This window comes from Arthrobacter sp. SDR-2R (genome assembly GCF_057747955.1).
This window is the reverse complement of record NZ_CM173231.1, coordinates 1,960,405-1,977,868: the sequence shown is the minus strand read 5'-3', so window position 1 is coordinate 1,977,868 and position 17,464 is coordinate 1,960,405. Positions and strand designations below refer to the sequence as shown.

11 protein-coding genes are annotated in these 17,464 nt (G+C 67.5%); 4 read left to right on the top strand and 7 right to left on the bottom strand.

What is annotated here, in order from left to right:
• Positions 1-13: 13 nt before the first annotated feature.
• Positions 14-1,228 carry a YlbL family protein gene (locus tag AC3ANU_RS09235; RefSeq protein WP_488315866.1) on the bottom strand — a complete coding sequence of 405 codons (1,215 nt, stop codon included), beginning with the start codon at positions 1,226-1,228 and terminating at the stop codon, positions 14-16.
• Positions 1,229-1,364: 136 nt separating this feature from the next.
• Between AC3ANU_RS09235 and AC3ANU_RS09230 the strand changes: the two genes are divergently transcribed.
• The gene (locus AC3ANU_RS09230; RefSeq protein WP_223992143.1) at positions 1,365-2,789 is read left to right on the top strand and encodes a zinc-dependent metalloprotease; all 1,425 of its coding nucleotides are present in this window, start codon (positions 1,365-1,367) and stop codon (positions 2,787-2,789) included.
• Positions 2,790-2,853: 64 nt separating this feature from the next.
• Here AC3ANU_RS09230 and AC3ANU_RS09225 read toward each other — a convergent pair whose 3' ends face one another.
• The 3 genes from AC3ANU_RS09225 to nudC are packed head-to-tail and all read right to left on the bottom strand — an operon-like array spanning position 2,854 to position 6,696.
• Positions 2,854-3,486, bottom strand: coding sequence for a YgjP-like metallopeptidase domain-containing protein (locus AC3ANU_RS09225; protein WP_488315865.1), 633 nt, complete (start codon positions 3,484-3,486; stop codon positions 2,854-2,856).
• The gene (locus AC3ANU_RS09220; RefSeq protein WP_018768550.1) at positions 3,483-5,618 is read right to left on the bottom strand and encodes an ATP-dependent helicase; all 2,136 of its coding nucleotides are present in this window, start codon (positions 5,616-5,618) and stop codon (positions 3,483-3,485) included. Before AC3ANU_RS09220 ends, AC3ANU_RS09225 begins: the two co-directional genes overlap by 4 nt.
• Before the next feature lie 55 nt (positions 5,619-5,673).
• On the bottom strand, positions 5,674-6,696 hold the full coding sequence (gene nudC / locus AC3ANU_RS09215; RefSeq protein WP_018768551.1) for an NAD(+) diphosphatase: 1,023 nt from the start codon (positions 6,694-6,696) through the stop codon (positions 5,674-5,676).
• Positions 6,697-6,839: 143 nt separating this feature from the next.
• Between nudC and AC3ANU_RS09210 the strand changes: the two genes are divergently transcribed.
• The gene (locus tag AC3ANU_RS09210) at positions 6,840-8,099 is read left to right on the top strand and encodes a macrolide 2'-phosphotransferase (RefSeq protein ID WP_488315864.1); all 1,260 of its coding nucleotides are present in this window, start codon (positions 6,840-6,842) and stop codon (positions 8,097-8,099) included.
• Positions 8,100-8,132: 33 nt separating this feature from the next.
• Here the strand turns inward: AC3ANU_RS09210 and AC3ANU_RS09205 are convergent, their stop codons facing one another.
• The 3 genes from AC3ANU_RS09205 to AC3ANU_RS09195 form a co-directional block, all read right to left on the bottom strand.
• The gene (locus AC3ANU_RS09205) at positions 8,133-11,612 is read right to left on the bottom strand and encodes an ATP-dependent helicase (protein ID WP_488315863.1); all 3,480 of its coding nucleotides are present in this window, start codon (positions 11,610-11,612) and stop codon (positions 8,133-8,135) included.
• The gene (locus AC3ANU_RS09200) at positions 11,609-14,860 is read right to left on the bottom strand and encodes an ATP-dependent helicase (protein ID WP_488315960.1); all 3,252 of its coding nucleotides are present in this window, start codon (positions 14,858-14,860) and stop codon (positions 11,609-11,611) included. Before AC3ANU_RS09200 ends, AC3ANU_RS09205 begins: the two co-directional genes overlap by 4 nt.
• 122 nt (positions 14,861-14,982) lie before the next feature.
• The gene (locus tag AC3ANU_RS09195) at positions 14,983-15,399 is read right to left on the bottom strand and encodes an MGMT family protein (protein WP_018768555.1); all 417 of its coding nucleotides are present in this window, start codon (positions 15,397-15,399) and stop codon (positions 14,983-14,985) included.
• A 63-nt stretch (positions 15,400-15,462) separates the two neighbouring features.
• On the opposite strand from AC3ANU_RS09195, the gene AC3ANU_RS09190 reads away from it, so the two are divergent.
• Positions 15,463-16,173: a 3'-5' exonuclease gene (locus AC3ANU_RS09190; RefSeq protein WP_018768556.1), complete on the top strand. Its 711-nt coding sequence runs from the start codon at positions 15,463-15,465 to the stop codon at positions 16,171-16,173.
• Between the two features lie 329 nt (positions 16,174-16,502).
• Entirely contained in the window at positions 16,503-17,456 is a 954-nt protein-coding gene (locus AC3ANU_RS09185) for an ABC transporter substrate-binding protein (protein WP_018768557.1), read from the top strand.
• Positions 17,457-17,464: the final 8 nt, after the last annotated feature.

Here is a 17,464-nt window from a genome sequence, read left to right as displayed (position 1 = left end):
AGTTGCGCCCAGTCTATTTGCTGGCGCAGGCCGGGAGCGCGGATGTGTCCTGGCCGCTTCCGGCCAGTTCCACGGCATGCCGGGCTTCCGAGAGGTTTTCCACGCGGACCACCTGGAGGCCGTCGGGAACGTGGCCGGCCACTTCGTTGCAGTTGCCGGCGGGCGCCAGGAAAAGGGTGGCACCGGACGAACGCGCACCCCGCATCTTTTGCCCGATGCCGCCGATGGGTCCCACCTTGCCGTCAGGCGAGATGGTGCCGGTACCCGCGATATGTTTTCCGCCGGTGAGGTCCCCCGGCGTAACCCTATCGATGATGCCCAGCGAGAACATGAGCCCGGCACTGGGCCCGCCCACCTTGTCCAGGGAGATCTGGACCTGGAAGGGGAAGCTGAAGAGGTACTTCAACATGACACCGAGGATGAAACGGCCCTGGCCGTTGTCCTTGGGCGTGACCTGGACGGTGACGGGCTGGCCGGCGCGTTCCACCGTTACCGATACCGGGGCACCCTTGCCCGAGGCCAGCTCATCCTGGATCACACTGAGGGCGGTGATGTCCCTGCCGTTAATGGATTTGAGGATGTCCCCTTGCTGGATCCTGCCGGCGGACGCGGAATCCTTGGACAGGTCCGCGGCCTGGAGCTGTTGGCTGAAGGGAATCCCGAGTTCATTCAGGGCGGAGGCCACCGCGTTCTCCTGGGACGTGGCCATGGCCACCGCACTCTGTTCCTGGGCCTCTTCCTTCGTTGTGCCCGTGGGATAGATCAGCTCCACCGGGTACACGGCTTTGGAGTTGTCCAGCCATGCCGAGAATGCGTTGAGGATGCTGACCGGGCCATTGGGGCCGCCGTCAACGTACACGGTGGTCAGGTCGAGGCTCCCGGCAGCCGGATACGTTTCGCGGCCGCTGACGTTGATGACCGGATGTCCCTGGCTCTCCCCCAGCGTGTTGTAGGTGGGCCCGGGCGATTCAATGACATACGGCACCGGAAGCGTCCCCACGGCAATTCCCAGCCCCAACGCCGCCAGCCCGGCAACCATCATGGTGGAAAGCCGCCTGCCCGTGCCGCCGCCGTCGGACGCGCCGGGGCCGCTGCCTTCAACTGCCTGGCCGCCACCGGCCCCGGAGCCTTCGGGCGGGCTGCCGGCACCAAACGGACCGGGATTGGAGAAAGGGGGAAGATCGGGAACGTGGTCCTCTGAAGGGTGGCCGCCACGGGTTGTAGTCACCCCACCAACAGTACGCGGTGGTGGTGCGACGGGGCGCTTTGCCTAGAGCGAACGACGGCGGCGGGCGGCAGACAGCCGACCCCCACCGGGGTACCGTGAAGGTTGATCAACAGTCACACCATCGATCGGCGGGACCATGACCTCCAACCCACTCAATCCGTCCAACGGCGACGACACCCCCAAGGATCCGTTGACCGAAATGCTGCAGAACCTAATGGGCGGCAAGGGGATGGAAAACTTCGATCCCGCCGAGCTGGCCAAGGCGGCCGGCCTGCCGGACGACCCCAACCTGCTGGCCCAGATGTTCTCCCAGGTTCAGGCGATGATGAGCGCACCGTCCGAAGGGCCCGTCAACTGGACACTGGCCCACGACAATGCCCGGCGGGTTGCGGCCGGCAGCGCGGACCCGTCCGTCACTGCCCAGCAGTCCCGGGAGGTGGATGAAGCCCTCCGCCTCGCCGAGATGTGGCTGGACCCCGTCACCGACCTGCCCGCCACCGGTCTGATCGGCAAGGCATGGTCCCGCGCGGAATGGGTGGAGGCCACCCTGGGCACCTGGAAGCGGCTGACAGAACCCGTGGCCAACAGCATCGCCAATGCGCTCTCCTCCGCCATGACGGAGCAGATGCCCGAGGAAATGAAGTCCATGATGGGCGGCGCCTCCTCGATGCTGCAGAACATGGGCGGCGCCATCTTCGGTATGCAGCTGGGGCAGGCCATCGGCGCCCTGTCCAAGGACGTGGTGAGCTCCACCGACATCGGCGTCCCGCTGGCCGACCTTGAGATGGCACTCCTGCCGGCCAATGTCGCCGCGTTCGGCGAGGGCCTGTCCCTGCCCGAGAACGACATCCGGCTGTTCCTGGCCGTGCGGGAAGCCGCGCACGCCCGGCTGTTCGTACAGGTTCCCTGGCTGCGCGGACACCTGCTGGGCGCCATCGAGGCATACGCCCGCGGCATCCACATCGACACCTCACGCATCGAGGAACTCGCCCGCGACCTTGACCCCAGCAACCCGGAAGGCATCCAGGAGGCCCTGTCGCAGGGCGTGTTCATGCCACAGCGGACTCCCGCCCAGGAACAGGCACTGGAAAAGCTCGAGACCGCACTGGCCCTTGTGGAGGGCTGGGTGGATGAACTGACCGCGGCCGCCACGGAGAAGGTACTGCCGTCCGCCGGGGCACTGCGCGAAACAGTGCGGCGCCGGCGGGCAACGGGCGGTCCCGCCGAACACGCCTTCGCTTCACTGGTGGGACTCGAGCTGCGTCCGCGCAGGCTGCGGGACGCGGCCACCCTGTGGGCCACGTTGAAGGAGGAACGCGGGATCGAGGGCCGTGACGCCATCTGGCACCACCCCGACCTGCTGCCCACGGCCGAGGACCTGGATGATCCGAAGGGTTTCAGCTCCCGCCGCAAGCTTGCCGAGGCAAGCGACAGCGAGGTGGATGACGCGCTGCAGAAACTGCTGGACGGCGGCTTCGACGACACCTCCGGTGATCAGGGCGGCGCCGGGGACACCGGCAGCAAGGACGACGACGGCGGAACGGACCAGCCCAAGGGCTGAGACATTGCTGGCGGGCCAGGGCTTCCTGGCCCGCCAGACTGCTTTTCGCCGGATTTAATGCCCGCTATTGGACTACGTCAGCGTCAAGCGGGCCGACGTCAGGCTGGTCGGCATCTTTGTCCATTCCCCGCGACGTGGCGAAGGAAACACCCTCGAGGAAGGCCTTGGCCCGCTGGGTTTCGGGGTAGGCCTCCAGCAGCTGCCAGAAGGCAGCGTTGTGTGAGGCCACCAGAAGGTGGGCCAGCTCGTGGAGCAGCACGTAGTCGATGACCCACTGGGGCATGGGCCGCAGCTTGTCAGACAGGCGGATGGTCCCCTCGGCCGGCGTGGCCGAACCCCACCGGGAATTCTGGTTGCTGACCCAACGGACGGATGTGGGCACTGACCGGCCACCGAGGTATTGCGTGGACAGCGTGGCCGCATGGGCTGCGAGGGCCTCATCTGTGGCAGGACGCCGCCGCCCGGCTGCCGCATGCCGCTGCCCCTGCTTGTGCAGTTTGGCCAGCATTTTGTGGACCCACTCGCGCTCCTGCGCCGCAGTGAAGCGGGCCGGAATGGCAACCACCGCCGTCCCGTCTTCCCAGAACGCCGCCACGGTGCGGGTGCGCCGGGCAGAGCGCCGCACCTCCACCGGAGAACCGTTCGAGGTGGTCAGCACTGACGCCTGCCGGGCACCGCCGCTGGCTCCGCGTTTCACAGGACCGAGCTTTCGACGAGGACCCGGAGGACGTCCTCCCCGTACTTTTCCAGCTTGGATGGGCCAACGCCGGCCAGGCCGGCAAGTTCCTCCAGCGACGCCGGCCTCGCCTCCGCGATGGCAGTGAGGGTGGCGTCGGTAAAGACGACGAAGGCCGGGACGTCCGCGGATTGGGCCACCTCGCGGCGCCAGTTGCGGAGCGCATCAAAGGTCTGCTCCTCGTAGCTGGGGGGACACGCGTTGCAGCGGCCAACCTTGCGTTCCGCTCCGGTGGCAAGCATGCTCCCGCAGACCCGGCACACGGCGGGGGCGGCAGCCTTGCGGCGCGGAAGCGCGCCCTTCCCCCGGGTGCTTGAGCTTGCCACCGAGTCCGGCCGCAGGCCGTCGAGGAACCGGGACGGCTTCCGGTTGGCCCGGCCGCCGGGGGTCCTCGCGGTGCTCCACGAGAGGGAAAGGTGTTCACGGGCGCGGGTGATGCCGACATAGAGGAGGCGGCGCTCCTCATCCACCGATTCCGGTGAATCGGCGAAGGAAATGGGCATCAGGCCTTCGCTGAGCCCCACCAGGAAGACGGCATCCCATTCCAGGCCCTTGGCCGCGTGGAGCGAGGCGAGCGTAACGCCCTGCACGGTGGGCGCGTGCTGGGCGAGGGAACGCTCCTGGAGTTCGTTGACGAAATCAGCCAGGCCAAACTGGGGGCCGCGGGACTGCACCAGTTCGTCGGCGAGCGCCACCAGTGCCGCGAGGGACTCCCAGCGTTCGCGCAGGGCACCCCCGCTGTGCGGTGCCGAGTCGGTGTAGCCGAGGGAGGAGACGATGTCCCGGACCAGTTGACCCAGGGGTTCCGGTGTGTCCGATTCGGAAACCGCCCGGGTGGCGGCACGCAGCTGGAGGATCGCGTCCCTTACCTCCTTGCGGGCGAAGAAGCGCTCGCCGCCACGCAGCTGGTAGCCGATGCCTGCCGCGGCCAGCGCCTGCTCGTAAGCCTCGGACTGGCCGTTGGTACGGAAAAGGATGGCCACCTCGCTGGCTGGAGTGCCGGCGTCGAGCAGTGCCTTGATCTTCTGCGCCACCGTGGCGGCTTCAGCTTCGTCGTCCGTGCACTCGGTGAACTGGGGCGCGGGCCCGGCGGGGCGCTGCGCCACGAGCTGGAGGGGCGATGCCCACGCGGCGTCGGCGGTGGGCCCGCCGCTGCGGCGGGCGGCCAGCAGGTCATTGGCCAGTTTCACCACCTGCGGGGTGGAGCGGTAGTCCCTGATGAGCTTGACCACGTTGGCCTGGGGGTATCGGGTCTTGAAGTCCAGGAGGTGCCGGGGCGATGCGCCGGTAAAGGAATAGATGGTCTGGCTTGCGTCACCCACCACGCAGAGTTCGTCACGGCCGCCGAGCCACAGGTCCAGGAGCCGCTGCTGCAGCGGGGAGACGTCCTGGTATTCGTCCACCACAAAGTGCCGGTACTGTTCCCGGACCGTGGCGGCCACCTTCTCGTCCTCCTGCAGGATGCCCACCGTGATCAGCAGGACGTCCTCAAAGTCGATCACGTTGCGGTCCGTCTTGACGTCCTCGTAGGACTGGAAGACCCGGGCGACCGTGGTGAGGTCGAACCCCCCGGGCGCGCCCCTCCCCTGGGCGTTCTCCAGGTAATTGGCCGGTGTCAGCATGGACACCTTGGCCCATTCGATTTCCGAGGCAAGGTCGCGGATGGAGGCCCGGTCCGTGCTGAGCCTGAGCCGCCGGGCGGCCTCTGCCAGCATCTGGGCCTTGTGGTCCAGCAGGTTGGGCAGTGTTCCACCCACCGCCTGGGGCCAGAAGAACTGCAGCTGGCGCAGGGCAGCGGCGTGGAAGGTACGGGCCTGCACGTTGCCGGCGCCGAGGTCCCGCAGGCGGCTGCGCATCTCTGCCGCAGCCCGGGCCGTGAACGTTACGGCGAGCAGGCGCTGCGGAGTGTAAACCCCCGAGTGCACGCCGTAGGCGATGCGGTGGGTGATGGCACGGGTCTTTCCGGTGCCCGCGCCGGCCAGGACGCACAACGGGCCATTCAAGGTGCTGGCCACCTCACGCTGTTCGGCGTCCAGTCCGCCGAGGATCCGGTCCTCCAGCGAGGCTGCTCCGTCAAAATTCTCTGTAGTCACTTCTGCTGCTTTGTTTCTCGACTACCGCGTGCTGGAGTCTGGTGGATGGAATAACTTAGGCGCCAGTGAGGTCCTGGATCCGGCCGCCGTACCAGTGCTCAATAAGCGAGCGGGCAATGGAGAGCCTGGTGGAGATGGTGATCTCCCCGCTGAGCACCGCTTCCTGGAGTTCCTCCCGGCTGAACCAGCGGGCCCTGGTGACCTCCACGCCGTCGGGCGTTGCCTGGGCGTCCTCGGTGACGGCGGTGAATCCAAGCATAAGGGAGGCGGGGAACGGCCACGACTGGGAGCCGAGGTACTGGCAGGCGGTGACCCGCACGCCCACCTCCTCCTGGATCTCGCGCACCACGGCCTCTTCAAGGGATTCGCCAGGCTCAACGAACCCGGCGAGGGTGGAGTAGTTCCGGGCGTCCACGGGGCCGCCGCCGCCCAGGAGCAGCCGGCCGTCCGGGCCGACGACAGTGACGATGATGGCGGGGTCCGTGCGGGGGAAGTGTTCGGAACTGTCCGCCGGGCACCGGCGCACCCAGCCGCCGGCCACCACTTCCGTGGGGGTGCCGCAGCGTGGGCAATGCGTGTGGGCAGCGTGCCAGTTTGCGATGGCGCTGGCTTCCACGAACAAGGCTGTGGAGGTGGCCGTCAAGCCTGCGGCGACGTCGCGGAATCCAGCCCACTCAGCATCCGCGGGGATACCGGCGGTCCCGGGTTCCGGGGGCTCAGGAAGGACGAACAGCAGCAGCTCGGTCCCGGCCGGAAGGTGTGAGGCAGGCAGCGCCGAGCCCAGGTACACCACGAGTTCCGGCGCGGCTCCTGCTGCTTTCAGCTGTGCCAGGAGTTCCCTGGCCCCGGTCAGCATCATGTCGCCGCCCTGCACCAGCCCCTGGCGCCTCGACAGGACCGCAGCCAGCGCATCCGGGCCGGACAGAAGATCATCGATCATGCCGGGCCTGGCGCGCGCGGCCGATCCGCGGTCCACCAAGGCCGGCCTTACGGGGAGCAGGGTATCCACCAGATGGTTCGCCGGCAGCCGTTCCGGCGCCGCCTGGTGGACGGGTATGACAGACTCCGCATGGCTCATGGTTCCACCGTACTGACTGCTTCCGACATTTCACATTTCGGGAGGTACCGCCCCGCCGCAGGGAAGCCCCCTATTTGCAGCTATCTCAAGACTCGCCGCGGCCGGACCGCTGTCTGGGAGGGCGGGCAATCTACCGTGGAACGGTGAGAAGAAAACCGATTGAACTGGCGGCAATAGCAACCGCGGCAGTCCCCGGACTGACCCCGACGGCCGTTAGCTCCGCGCCGGATGACCCCGCGGACTTCGATTCGGCCCTGCTCCTCGATTCCGAAGGAAAGCGCTGGCGGGTCCGGTCGCCGCGCCACGCGGAAGCCAGCGCGCGGCTGGAAACGGAATTCCTGGTACTCCGGGCTTTTGCTCCCGCCGTGCGCGCCGAACTGCCGTTCCTGATGCCGACGGTGGCCGGCAGCGTCCGGCTGGGAACGCTGACCACCTTCGTATACTCGCACCTGTCCGGCACCACACGCAGCGTCGAGGAGCTGACGTCGGGGCCTGCCGGCCTGGCCCGGGAGATCGGCTCCGCCTTGGCCGCGGTCCACGATCTGCCCCGCTCACTGGTCAGCAACGCCGACCTGCCCAGCTACACCCCCAACGAGTTCCGCCAGCGGCGGCTGAACGAACTGGACCAGGCAGCCACCACCGGCAAGATCCCGGCCGCACTGCTGCGCCGCTGGGAACACGCCATGGAGGATGTGTCCCTGTGGCGGTTCAACCCCTGCGTGGTCCACGGCGACCTGCATGAGGACAACCTGCTGGTGGAGGCGAGCAGGGTGACCGCAGTAACGGGTTGGACCGACCTGCGCATCGGGGACCCGGCCGATGACTTCGCCTGGCTGGTGGCTTCCAATGAACAGGACTTCATTGACGCCGTGCTGAAGGCGTACACATCCAGCCGACGCGACGTGCCGGACCAGCACCTCCTGCGCCGGGCCGCCCTGTCCGCCGAATTCGCCCTGGCTCAGTACCTGGTCAAGGGCCTCGCCACCGGTGACCAGGACATGGTCACCGAGGCGGAAGACATGCTGGAGAGCCTGGCCAGCGACATCGCCGAGTACGGCGGCCAGCCGATCAGCGTGGAGCCGCTTCCGGTCAAGGGCAGCCCGGACGCTGCAGGCGCATCCGTTCCCGCAGCCGCCACCGGATCCGGAACAGGCGCGGCTTCCGGGAGCGGCAGTTCCGCCGTCACTCCCGCCGTTACGGTGGTTCCGGTCCCCGCCGGGTCCACTACGCCAGCGGAGCCGGCAGTCTCCATCCAACCTGCAGTGCACGTTGCCCCCATCCCGGCGGAGCAGCCCACTGCAGCCGGTTCCGCGGAGGCCACGGGCGCCGAAACCCCCGGAACCAAGGGTCCGGACGATACATCCACCGCCGCCATCTCGGTCATTAACGTCAAACAGGGCTGAGCCTGGCCAGGCCTGGTTACGTGGCAGTCCCACTCAAGGCCGGCTAAGCGCAGCGGCAACGATTTCTTCCAGCTCGTCGGCCGACCCCAAATCGTGCGGCCGCACCACAGCGTTGTCAGCCACGTAGAAGAATGCAGCCCGCACGTCCTCCAGGGGAACATCCTTCAGGCGTGCCCACGCCAGCCGGTACACCGCCAACTGGATCGAACGGGTCTTCAGCTGCTCCGGGGACGGCCGGCGGCCGGTTTTCCAGTCCACCAGGTCCCAGCGGCCATCGGCGTCACGGAATACGGCGTCCACCCGGCCCCGCACCACAACCTCCCCAACCCTGGTTTCCACCGGGACCTCGACGAAGGCCGGGTTCCGCTCAGCCCAAGGGGAAGCCTTGAACGTAGCCACCATCTCATCCAAATCGTAGGCAGCATCGATATGGTCGTCCGAACCGGGCGCTTCGCCGAGGTCAAGCATTCCGGCCCTGCCAAAATATTCCTCCACCCAAGCATGGAAAGCGGTGCCCTTCCGGGCCGACATGCCTGGTTCCCGGGGCACCGGCCGGCGCAGGCGCCCCAGCACCGCCTCAGGGTCATCCCCGAGGTCAACCAGGGTGGAAGCAGAGATGTGGGTAGGCAGGTGCACATCCTGCCCACTGGATCTTCTGGCCCTGCGCTCCAGCAGCAACGCGGCTTCGCGTGCCCAGCCGGCCGCTGCTCCCGTCAGGCCGGGCTGCGGCCCGGACCGCTCCGCGGGCACCAGCGCTCCCCCGCCGGTGGACAGGATGCCGAGCACCCGTTGGGCCGCCGACTCCATGGCCGTCCTTCGCCCGCGGGCCAACCGAAGGCGCTCACCGCTGCGTGGGTCCACGGGCCCTTCAAGGGGGTCGTACGGCCAGGTTGCTTCTTCTGTTTCCAGTGTCAACGGACTCTGCAGGGGCAGCGCTGCCTCCTCCAGCGACAGCGGGTGGACCACAGCCTCCCGACTTCCCGCGCCGTCAGCCGGTTGCGCCAGGACTTCCAGCTCCGCAAGGAATGGAGACATCTCCGCCCGCCCCGCCCGTGAGCCCACCCAGGCGGCACTGGACACCCACAGAACATGCTTGGCCCTGGTGTAGGCGACGTACGCCAGCCGCCGTTCCTCCGATTCGCCGTGGGCCTGCACCCCGGCCTTGTAGTCCTTCTCCGCGTCCAGCCAGCCTTTCTGGTCCGGTTGGTCGAGGTCCCACTGCGGAAGGTCGGCCCGGTCCCCGCGCAGCGGCCAGGGCAGCGCGGCGGAACCGCTGCTCCAGCGGGAGTCCCTGTCGCTGGGGAAGGCGCCGGCATTCATCCCGGGGACAAACACAACATCCCATTCCAGGCCCTTGGAAGCGTGGACCGTCAACAGCTGCACGGCCTCCCGGTTCACGTCACTGGCAGGCGCTTCCAACCCGTTTTCTTCCGCTGAAGCAGCCTCCAGCCAGGACAGGAAAGCGAGGATATCCACTCTCTGGGAGGTGCGCAGGAACCCGGCGGCGGCATCCTGGAACGCATCGAGGTTGCGGCGGGCCTGGTGGATGCTGATCCCCGGGCGCGCTGCCACTTCGATGTCCAGCAGCATGGCCCTCTCCACCTCGCCCAGGAGCGTGGTGAGGTCATCGCCGAGGTATCCGCGCAGTTGCCGCAACTCGGCAGACAGCCGGGCCAGCCTGCTGCGGGCCGCAGCGCTGAGGATGCGGCCATTCTGCGACGTCCACCCGTCACGCGGCAGGAAGTCCAGGGCCTCCACCAGGCTGGCGCCGTCGGTAAGGTCACCCTCGAGGACGGGGACGCCTGCTTCATCGCTGTCACCGTCCCGGGTGTCGGCGTCGAACTCCTGCGCAGCCCGCCCCCGCCTCCTTGCCAGCTGGCTCGACCAATCGCGCAGGGCCATGAGGTCGGCAGGACCTATCCGCCATCGGGCACCCGCGAGCAGCCGCATCAGGGCATCAGACCGCCCCGGATCGGCAAGCACGCGGAGGGTGGCCACCAGGTCAACAACCTCCGGGGTGTCCAGGAGTCCGCCAAGACCGACGATTTCGTAAGGGATCCCCCGGGCCTCGAACTGCCGCCGGACGGTTTCCATCTGGGCGCGCCTGCGGCACAGCACGGCGAGGGCCGGCGGCTCGGGCACACCGTCAGGTTTCAGTTCGAAGTCTGTCACCCGGTATTTCAGGACATCGTCAGCCAGGGCTGCAGCTTCCTCCACGTCGCTGGCGAAACGGCCCAGCACCACCGTTCCGTCCACGGCATGGGGGCTCGGCTGCAGCGGGGGCACGTCCGCAGCTGCTGCCCTGTCCCCGGCAGGTCCCTTGTGGGCCGCTGACCGGCCGAGGGATTGCGACATGACGTTTGCTGCGGCCAGGATCGACCGGCCGTTCCGCCAGGCCGTTGTGAGGTATGAGGTGGGGGCAGGCGCCCAGCCCGGTGCCTCGTCCGGTGCGCTGGTCCGGACGGGAAATTCGCGGACGAAGTGGAACAACTGGCCCGCGGAAGCGCCACGGAAACCATAGATTGACTGGTTGGGGTCCCCGACCGCTGTCACGGCGTGGCCGCCGCCGAACAGACGGGAAAACAGCACCAACTGCGCGTATGAGGTGTCCTGGAACTCGTCGAGCAGGACCACTTTGTACCGCTGGCGCTCCATCTGGGCAGCCAGCGGGACCTCCTGCGCCACCTTGGCGGCGAGGGCCACCAGGTCGCCGAAATCGAGTGCGCCGCGGGCCCGTTTGGCTGCGGCGTAGCGGCCCACCATGTCAGCGACGCTTGCCCTGGTCCGCACCATTCCACCCAGGTCCAGTGCCGCCTTGGGCGGGTTCCTTTTCTTTCCGGCCACGTAGGGCAGTGAATCAAACTCCGAAAGGCGGGCCATGAGCCACGCTTCGACGTCCTCAGGCTCCTGAAGGTGTTCCGCGCATTCCCCCGCCAGCTGAATGACGGCCTTCACCAATGTGGACTTGGCGGCCCGGAAGTGGGCGTATTCGCCGTCGTAGGCCTCAACCACCTCACTGGCCAGCTGCCAGGCCTGCGCGCCGCCCAGCAGAACCACGTCCCGCTCCACCCCGAGCCGCAGCCCGTAGTCGGAGACGATGCCGCTGGCGAACGAATGGTAGGTGGACACTTTGGGCTCAAGGGCGTCACTGCTGCCCAGGGCCTCCGGAAAGACGCCTTTCCCGGCCTCCTTCGCCGCAAGACGCTGCAGGGCCAGGAGCTTTGACCGGATCCGGCTGGCAAGTTCGCCGGCCGCCTTCCGGGTGAAGGTCACGCCCAGGACCTCCTCAGGGGTGACCCACCCGTTGGCCACGAGCCAGACCACCCGGTCGGCCATGGTGGCGGTTTTTCCCGATCCGGCTCCCGCGATGACCAGCCGCGGAGCAAGCGGCGAGGAGATGATCGCTGATTGCTCAGGCGTTGGGGTATTTCTTTCTCCGAGCAGCGCAGACAGTTCTTCGGGGCTGAAGCGCACCGCCGGAGCGGCTTCCGCGGCTGCCGGCACCCCGCTCATTCGGTCACCTGCCTTCCGCGCGCGCACAGGGGGCACACCTCAGGGAGCCGGCAGCCATGGCCGCCATGGCTGCCCTTGGCAGGGTCATGCCGTGCAACGAACTCCTTGCCGGCCATCACGGCGGCCGCCTCCTCCACCATGTCCAATGCCCAGTTCTCCTGCGGGTCGAGTGGTTCCTGCTGCTGGATGGCTGGATTGATGGCTCCAGTCCCCAGCTGTGCCAGCACGGCCCCGCCGGACCTGGGGCGGTCCCCGTCAGCGCCGGCATCGAAACCGCCCGCCAGTACTGCCGCCTGGTATGCGCCGAGCTGTGGGTGGCGGGACAGATCGTCCTTGCCTGGCTGCCGCTTCCCGGTCTTGAGGTCCACCACCACCAGCCGCCCTTCGGCGTCGATCTCCAAACGGTCCACCTGGCCGCGGAGCACCGCTTCACGCGGCGGAGCATCGTCCACTGCCACCTGGCCAAGGGCCACTTCAAAGTCCTTTTCCACGCCCAGCAGGCTGCGGTTTTCGCTCCTCATCGAAAGCACGTACTGCGCAAGCTTGCGCACCATGGCTTCAGCACGCTGGAAGTCCAGCTTTCCCTCCCAGTTGTCCTTCATGCCCAGCGCAGGCCAGCGCCGCACGAGTTCAGCAACGTACTCTGATCCGGACGCGTCCGGCATGTCCTGCGCGATCGCGTGCACCAGGGTGCCCAGGCTCCGGGCGAAGTCCGTTGCTGCTTCCCCGCCGGCTGCCTGGACGAACCAGTCCAACGGCGACTTTTGGACGGTCTCCACCTTTGAGGGGGAAACGGACACCGTCCCGCCGGGCGGGACCACCGCCTCCGAGGAGGTCAAAGGGGCAAGTCCCCACCAGCTGTCCGGGTGCGCTCCGGCCACGGCAGGGTCCTGCGCAGCGAGATGTGCCAGAACCCTCGCGGCTTCTGCTGCCTGGGCTGTCCCCTCCAGCTGGGCATGTTGCCGGAGCTCGGCGACCAGAGCACGCAGCGTCATGGGCCGTTCCACCTGGGTGAACGCCCGCCCCTCCTCCCCCGCGCCCAGGGGCGCAACGAAGTCCAGGAAGGATGACGGCTGGCAGTCCTCCGACGAGACTGCGGTACAAACCAGCAGCTCCCGTGCCCTGGACACCGCCGTGGAGAAACTCCGGAGTTCGTCGTAGCGGATGTCCCGGAGGCGGCTCAAGGGGTCCCGCTGGAGGGCATACTCCGGACCATGTTCCACGGCATCCGCATACAGCGTGCTGCCGAGCAGTTCACCGCGGAGCCTTGTGTTGGGCCACACCCCCTCCTGCAGCCCCGCAACTATCACGACGGGCCATTCCCGCCCGGCGGCACTGGCGGGGGTCATCAACTCCACGGCATCATCCACCTGGGCGCGGGCGGCGAGGGTGTCCATGGGAAGCTCCTGGTTCAGGAGGTACTCCAGGAACTGTTCGGGGCCCGCGCCGGGCATCTGGTCCACGTAGCGCTCCGCTGTGTGGAACAGCGCCATCATGGCGTCCAGGTCGCGGTCAGCCCGGGCCCCGTGCGGGCCGCCCGACAAAGCGGTGGCCGTCCACACCGATGAGAGCCCCGTGGAGTTCCAGAGCGCCCACAGCACCGACTCGGCGTTGGCACCGGGCAGGTGGGCGGCTTCCCGCCCGGCCTGGATCATCCGGGCAGTCCGGCGGGCGGCGCGGCCCTCGATACCCAGTGCACCCAGCGCGCCGGGCTCAAGCAGTGCCTCGACCAGCAGCACATCGCTGGCGCGGCCCCCGCCGCCCAGGAGTTCCTCGCGCCGCAGCGATTGCCGGAGCCTGCGCAGTTCGATGGAGGTGGCACCACCGATGCGGGAGGTGAGAAGTGACACTGCGGCCTCGGGTGTCAGCAGCTTGGGATCCAACGCAATGGCGAAAGCATCCAGCAGGGGCCGGACAGCCACTTCGTCCCGGACCGCCGATTCGGCCACAGGCACTCGCACCGGAATGCCCTGCCCGGAGAGATAACGCTGCAACTCGCTGACCTGGCCGCCGTTGCGGACGATGACTGCAATATCCGCGAGATCGCGGTTGTGGTTGATGTGCTGGTCCAGGATCCGCTGTGCAACATACCGGAGCTCATGCACCGGAGTGGGGACCAGATGGGCCTCGACGTTCCCGGGAACGGCAGGTCCGGGGCGCGCGGGGTCTTCGGCCTGTCCAGGCCACACCGGCGGTTCAAGGCGCCGTGCCAGCTGGCCGCCTGCGCGCTGCGAAATGCGGCCCGCGACGTTTTGCCACGCCTCGGCCAGGCTGGGCGCCAGGCCGTGGGCGTGCCACAGCGGGCGCTCCAGGACAGGCGTCCGGGTTGACAGCAGCCGGGGCAGCTCCGCCACCAGGTCGGGACGGGCTCCCCGGAAACCCTGGACCACCGTGTCCGGGGACGATGTCACGTAGCAGTCCTTGCCGGCGGCGATATCTGCCAGCAGCTCAAAGATAGCGGGGTTTGCTTCCTGGATATCGTCCACCAGGACAACCTGCAGCCGGGCACGTTCCGCGGCGAGGAAATCCGGGGCGTCCTGGAAGATCTGCCGGGCGGCCGTGATGATCCCGGCGGGATCGAAGGCCTCGGGCATCCGCAGGTCAAGGACGTCGCGGTACTCGGCATACAGCGCAGCTGCGGCTTTCCAATCGGGCCGGTTGCATTCATCCGCCAACCGGACAAGGTCCCCGGCCGTGCGGCCGGATTCGATGATGCGGTCAAAGAGCTGCCGCACTTCCTGGCGGAAGCCGCGGGTTTCCAGTGCCCCCTCAAGATCGGCGGGCCAGGGCAGTTCAAGGCCGGGAAGCCTGTGGCCTTCGAGGAGTTCCCTGATGATGAGGTCCTGTTCCGGGCCGGACAGCAGCCGTGGCGGCCTGGAAAGCGGGATGACGCCCTCGGCCTTGGCACGGCGGATCAGGTCGAAGGCGTAGGAGGCCCACGTCCTGGCGGGGGTGGTGCTGAGGCTCCTGTCCAGCCGGGCGGTAAAACGGTCGCGCAGGAAATCGGCAGCAAGGCGGGTGGGCGCGAGAATCAGCATGCGCTCGGGGTCGACGCCGTCACGGAAGACCCGCTGGACGGCGGCCTCGACCAGGACGGTGGTTTTTCCCGTGCCCGGTGCGCCCGGGACCAGGACGGGCCCTGAACCCTGTGCCACGTCAACTGCGGCCTGCTGGTCCGGCGTGAGCCGGAGGGCTTCCACGTGCACCCGTCGCGGGGGCAGCAACCGGAGGGCAGGGACAGCAGGCAGGCCACTGCCGCTGTCCGGGGTCCCTGCGTCGGGAAAAGCCTGCTCCTGCCCCGTGTGGGGCTGGCCTGTCCCCGGCGCCTGCCGGTGCGGGTCCCAGGGGCCGGTCAAAGGAATTGTTACGGTCACAAAATCATTCCATCATCAGCCACCGACAATCTGTGGAGGCTGCGCTCAAGTTGCCCGGCAATTGCGTCGATACTGTCAAAATCACTCTCCGTGGGTGCCCAGCGGGCGGCCGCCAGGTCAACCCGCCACCGGCCCTCCCCGGTCCGGAGGTACGAACTGAAGTCGCCAAGGAGCGCGGTGCCCTCTTCAAGGTAAAGGAGGAGGGCCTCGGCCTCATGCCCCTCGGGCGCGTGGCCGCTGGCCTTCAGGACGCGCCACCAGGGAACGCCGCCGCCATGGTGGCTCATGACGGAACCGATCTGGCGCGGTCCGCCCGAACCCAGGAGCTCGGCCACATCCCCGTACGACACTGCGGACCCTGGCGGTACCAGCCTTACGACGGCAAGGACCGCTTGGACGTACTCATTCCGCATTGATCCAATCTAGCCCCAGTGGCGTTCCACGGATTTGTCAGTGGGTCCCTTTAGCGTTGAAGCATGAGTTCCTGGAACACCCTTCCCCGCGCAGCCTTCGACCTGGAAACCACCGGCCGCAATTCGCGGGCGGCAAGAATCGTCACCGCATCAATCACCGTGGTGGACCACCAAGGCCAGGTCATCAAGGAACACGAGTGGCTGGCTGATCCCGGCGTGGAAATCCCCACCGAGGCAAGTGACGTCCACGGCATCACCACCGAACAGGCCAGGCGGGACGGCCGCCCGGCGCACGAGGTCACCCGTGAAGTCGCCGCGGTGCTCCAGGAGCTCTTCGATTCCGCCATCCCGGTGATCGCGTTCAACGCGAGCTACGATTTCACGGTCCTTGCCGCTGAATCCGCCCGCTATGGGATTCCCCAGCTCAGCCGCTTCCCGGTCCTTGACCCCTACATCATGAACAAGCAGGTTGACCGGTTCCGCAAGGGCAAGCGCACGCTCACCGCATTGTGCGAGGAGTACGGCGTGGTCCTGGACAATGCCCACACTTCGGCCGCGGATGCGCTTGCCACCCTGCGGGTCCTCGATGCGATGGCGGGCAAGTTCCCCAAGCTGGTGATGCCGGCAAGCCAGCTGCACCAACTGCAGGTGGACTGGGCGGTCAGCCAGGCGGCCGACTTCCAGGGGTACCTCCGAAAGACAAAGCCGGCCGCCGTGATCGAGGGTGACTGGCCGGTGCTGCCGCCGCAGGATGCAACGGCAGGTGGCTTCTAGGCGCAGCCGCGCCACTCCAAACTGGGAGGCATGTCACAGTCATGCTGCTTCACAAACCGCGGAGTCCCTGCACCTGCATCCTTCACCGGAAGAGGGTAACCGCGCGCAAGCTGCTCCAACTTCCTCATAAAGGGCGGAATTTCATTTGGCAGAACCGAGATTGGGCTCGCGCTTCTTCGGCAAGGACCCCCACTTCACGCTAGTGAGACAATAAAGTTTTGCGGTCACCCCTGCCCCGGACGGCTCGACCAGCACCGGGCAGGTGCCAGGCGCCACAGCGCTGCCTTGCGGCCCGGTCGACTTATGACTCATATGAAAGTGACAACCTGATGAAAATCAAAGCGATGAAGTGGCTCACTACCGCTCCCGTTGCACTTGCCCTCGCGGTTTCCCTCGCAGCCTGCGGCGGCGGGTCTTCCCAGCCCAGCGGCACCCCCACCGATGCCCTCGCCGGCAGCGACCAGCAGACGCTGGACAAGTACACCACCGCCAACGTCACCCCGGTGGACAAGATCGACAAGACCAAGCTGGGCCTCATCACCGAGGGCACCCTGCGCGTGGGAACCCTCTCGGACGCCCCGCCCAACATCTTCATCGACCCTTCGGGCAAGTTCACCGGCTACGACAACGAGCTGCTGCGCGCCATTGCCGACAAGCTGGGCCTCAAGGTTGAGTTCGCCTCCACCGACTTCTCGGCCCTGCTGTCCCAGGTGGCCAACAAGCAGTTCGACGTCGGATCCTCCTCGATCTCCACCACCGACGCCCGCCGCAAGACCGTTGGCTTCACCAACGGCTACGACTTCGGCTACATGGCTGTGGTGACCAAGAACGGCTCCAAGGTCAACGGCTTCGCCGACCTCAAGGAAGGCGTCCGGATCGGCGTCGTCCAGGGCACCGTCCAGGACGACTACGTCACCAACACCCTCAAGCTGGAGCCTGTCCGTTTCCCGGACTACAACACCGTGTACGGCAACGTGAAGAACGGCCAGATCGACGCCTGGGTGGCACCCTCCCAGCAGGCAACCGGCCAGGTCAAGGAAGGCGACAACACCAAGATCGCCGAGAAGGTTGTGAACACCCAGAACTTCACCGCCTACGCCGTCAACAAGGACAACCAGCCCCTGATCGACGCCCTGAACTCCGGCCTGGACGCGGTCATCGCGGACGGTACCTGGGCCAAGCTGACGTCCGAGTGGTACAAGGACCGCCCCACCGCCGCTGAACAGACCCCGCAGGGCTGGAAGCCGGGCAGCAAGGCCGTCCAGATCCCGGCCGCCAAGTAACCAGGGCG